The sequence below is a fragment of the Micromonospora sp. NPDC002296 genome (assembly GCF_040296145.1).
GTDB lineage: Bacteria > Actinomycetota > Actinomycetes > Mycobacteriales > Micromonosporaceae > Micromonospora.
Genome location: NZ_JBEOWQ010000008.1, coordinates 1 through 3,544, shown reverse-complemented (window position 1 = coordinate 3,544; position 3,544 = coordinate 1). Strand labels below are relative to the sequence as shown.

Sequence of the window (3,544 nt, the reverse complement as noted above, 5' to 3'; positions counted from 1 at the left end):
CCCGTCCCTTCGGCGTGCCCGGTGGCGTGGTGCCGGACGAGCCGACCCGTCCCTTCGGCGTGCCCGGTGGCGTGGTGCCGGACGAGCCGACCCGTCCCTTCGGCGTGCCCGGTGGCGTGGTGCCGGACGAGCCGACCCGTGCCTTCGGCGTGCCCGGTGGCGTGGTGCCGGACGAGCCGACCCGTCCCCTCGGGGCTGATGGTGTCGGGCCCGCAGGCGGGCTGCCACATCGTCGACCCGGGGCCGGCGCCGCCCAGGCGTTCCCGCGCCCCCGCCCCGGGGCGGACGGGGAGGAGCCCACCCGATCCGTTGCGGAGCAACCCGTCGCCGCGCCGGTCGAGGAGATGGCGGAGGAGTTGCCGGCGTCGGTCGTCGAGCCGGTCTCCGGGCCGCCCGCGTCCCGCCGTTCCTTCTCGCCCATCGTCATCGAGGGCACCATCATCGAGGCGCGGGACCTGCCGGCGACCGAGCCGGGCGTCGCCCCCGGCCCGTCCCTCTTCGGCGGCACCCCGTCGGCGGCCCCGGCCTCGACATCGATGCCCGACCTCGGCGGGCTCGACCCGGTGCCCGAGCTCGACCGGATCGACCCGGTCTCCGACCTTGGCTGGCCCGCGCCGCCGTCCCTCCCCGACCACGCCGGCGCGGTCTCCGAACCGTCCGCCCCGGACGACCCGGACCCGACGGCCCCGCTGTTCCCCCCGTCGACGCCACCCGCGCCGGACGTGTCGGCCGGGTCCCTGTTCCGCCCGGCCACGTCCGGCGTTACCGACCCCGGGCCGGCCGGCGGCGCGGTGCCGGCTACGGCCCCCGAGCCGGCCACGGCCCCTGAGCCAGCCGTGGACCCCGAGCCGGCTGCGGCCATCGAACCGGCCGTCGATGCCGTGTCGACCGGGCCCCTGCCGGGCCCGCCGCCGTCCACCGGGGAGTCGGACCTGGGGGCCACCGGGGAGCCGGACCCGGCGAGGGCCGGGGAGCCGGTGGCGGCCCGGGAACAGGAACAGGCGGCGTCGGCAGCCTCGGTGGACGACTTCCGGCCGGCGAACGAGGTGGAGGAGGACCTGCTCGCCGCCGCCGGCACCGGCAGTACCGACAGCTTCCTCTCCACGCTGCTGCTGGCCCGGGTGCTGCTGCCGGTGGCGCCCGACTCGGCCACCGACAGCCGGCCGGGGGACCCGGGCTTCGTCTGGCGGACCGAGCGGCTGGACGGCGAGACGTACGTCGTGGTCCACACCTCCCCGCAGCGGCTGGCCGACCACGTCGACGAGCCGGTGGAGACGGTACGGGTCAAGTTCGTCCAGCTGATCCGCTGCTGGCCCGACGACGCCTGGTCGTTCGCGGTGAACCCGAACACGCCGGTCGGCGCGAAGCTGCCCGGCGAGCAGATCGTGGCGCTGGCCAACTGGGCCGCCGAGGTGGGGCTCGGCGACGACGCCGGGAGCGAGCCGGAGCCCGAGCCGGAGCAGGCCGTTGAGGCGTCCACGGGTGCCGTCCGGCACGTCCCGCCGCCCGTGGACCCGAACCGGCCCGTGGTGATGCAGAAGGCGATCGCCCCGAGCCAGCTCACCTACTACCTGGAGCGCGGCTACGACCGGGTCTCCGGCTTCGTGCACCGGGCCAACGAGCTGGCCCACCTGAACAGCCCCGCCCAGTTGCACGACGCGCTGGGTCTCGGGTACCCGGACTCGCCGTTCTCCCGGGACGCCGCGCAGATCTACGTGCTGCGCTGGCCGGCCCACCGGCCGAGCCTCTACCGGATCCCCTACGGCGGGCAGAACGAGGGCGCCATGCGGGCCATGGAGGGCTGGGTCATAGAGCGTCCACCGTTCCGCGGAAACGGCTTCGCCCCGGGCGACAGCAGCGACGTGGTGGCGGAGTTCAAGGTGGACAGCGCCCGGCTGCCGCACGGCGCGGAGCTGTGGCGGATCGGCGCGGACGGCACCGAGCGCGTGGTCGCGATCCTGGACACCGACGCCCTGCTCTGGCGACAGGTCGGTGAGTCCTGATGCGCGACGGATACGTGGCCCGCTGGCGTGGGCGTGAGTACCAGGCCAGCCCGGACGGTGACGACGTCCGGCTGTACCAGCCGGAGCCCGGCGACGGGTTCGAGGAGATCCGCCCCGGCCGGTACGTCCGGGTGGTCCCGGTGACCGAGGTCGACGAGCTGGCGTACGTCCGGGCCACCTGCACCTGGCAGGGGCAGCCGTTCATCGTGCTGGCCGAGCACGACGGCTGGCTGCGGGTGGAGTACACCGGCGGGCGCTGGCCGGTCGCTCGGGCGATGGGGCTGGAGGTCTTCGACTTCGGGGTGTACCAGGGCTGGGCCCCGGCCCGCGAGGTCGCCGAACTGCGCGAGCAGCGCCTCTGACAGCACGGGGGTGCGAGCGGGTCACCCGGCGCTCTGAGCCGGCCGCCGACTGACCTCCGCCGGTCAGGACTTGGCCCAGCGCAGGATCTCGCCGAGCACCACGTCCCGGGCCTCGACGTGCGGGAAATGCCCGACGCCGTCCAGCAGCCGCCACTCGTAGGGGGCCACCACGTACCGGCCGGAGCCCTGGGCGGTACGTGGCAGGGAGGCGACGTCCAGTGCGCCGTGCAGTTGGAGCGTCGGGGTGATCAGGGGCTTCTGCATCAGCCGGACGAACCGGTAGCCGTGCAGCCGCAGCACCGACCGGAACGCCCACCGGTAGCCCTCCAGTGCGCAGAACGCGGCCTGCGGGATCCGCATCGCCTCCCGGCAGCGCTCGGCGTACGCCTCGAAGTCGGGCCCGTCCACCCAGCGCGGCCCGCCCCAGCGGCGCAGTGCCTCCTCGACGGCCGCCGCGTCGTCCCGGGTGAGCACGTGCTCGTACCGGGGCAGCTGGAATTTCAGGGTGGGTGTCGAGGCGGTGAACTGGCCGCGCGGGTCGGCGAAGATCGCCGCCCGGAGCCGGAGCGGGTGCGGGGCGCCGAGCACCACGAGCCGGCGGACCAGCGACGGGTGGAACGACGCGACGGTCCAGGCGATCATGCCGCCGGCCCCGGTGCCCACCACGGTGGCGGAACGCTCGCCGAGGCCGCGGATCAGGCCGGCGACGTCGGCGGCGAGGGTGTAGCCGTCGTACCCACGCGGGGGCTTGTCGCTGGCACCGTAGCCGCGCAGGTCGACCGCGACCGCCCGGAAGCCCGCGTCGGCCACCGCCGGGAGGATGTCGTGCCAGGCCCACCAGTGCTCGGGAAAGCCGTGCAGGAAGAGCACCATCGGGCCGGTGCCGGCCTCGACCACGTGGAAGCGGCTGCCGTTCGCGCCGACGAACCGGTGCGTCCACGGCCCCTCGGTGAGGACACAGGTCTCGTCGACGGCCCCGCCACGCTGCTCGGTCATGCCCACAGCCTATGACCCCGACGCTCCGGTCCGTCCCGGCGTTCCCGTCGGTCGGTGGTTCCTCTACGGAAAGGGCGATGCCCGGGCAGGTGGACTGCCCGGGCATCGCGGTGGTGCGGTCGATCAGTGGATCAGGAGAAGCGGACCTTGACCGAGGTGCCGTTCTGCTCCAGCACCTTGATC

The 3,544-nt window shown here is 74.9% G+C and carries 3 protein-coding genes; 2 read left to right on the top strand and 1 reads right to left on the bottom strand.

The window, feature by feature from the left end:
* Window positions 1-2,003: SseB family protein (locus ABT023_RS09100; protein WP_350883353.1), on the top strand; the 2,003-nt coding region annotated here is incomplete at its 5' end.
* On the top strand, window positions 2,000-2,365 hold the full coding sequence (locus tag ABT023_RS09095) for a UCP033725 family protein (RefSeq protein WP_350883664.1): 366 nt from the start codon (window positions 2,000-2,002) through the stop codon (window positions 2,363-2,365). The genes ABT023_RS09100 and ABT023_RS09095, both read left to right, overlap by 4 nt.
* A 63-nt stretch (window positions 2,366-2,428) precedes the next feature.
* On the opposite strand, the gene ABT023_RS09090 is transcribed toward ABT023_RS09095, so the two are convergent.
* Window positions 2,429-3,361: an alpha/beta fold hydrolase gene (locus tag ABT023_RS09090; protein ID WP_350883351.1), complete on the bottom strand. Its 933-nt coding sequence runs from the start codon at window positions 3,359-3,361 to the stop codon at window positions 2,429-2,431.
* Window positions 3,362-3,544: the final 183 nt, after the last annotated feature.

Coding starts and splice junctions, on each gene's coding strand:
- ABT023_RS09090 (WP_350883351.1), bottom strand. CDS start 3,361: ATGACCGAGCAGCGTGGCGGGGCCGTCGACGAGACCTGTGTCCTCACC.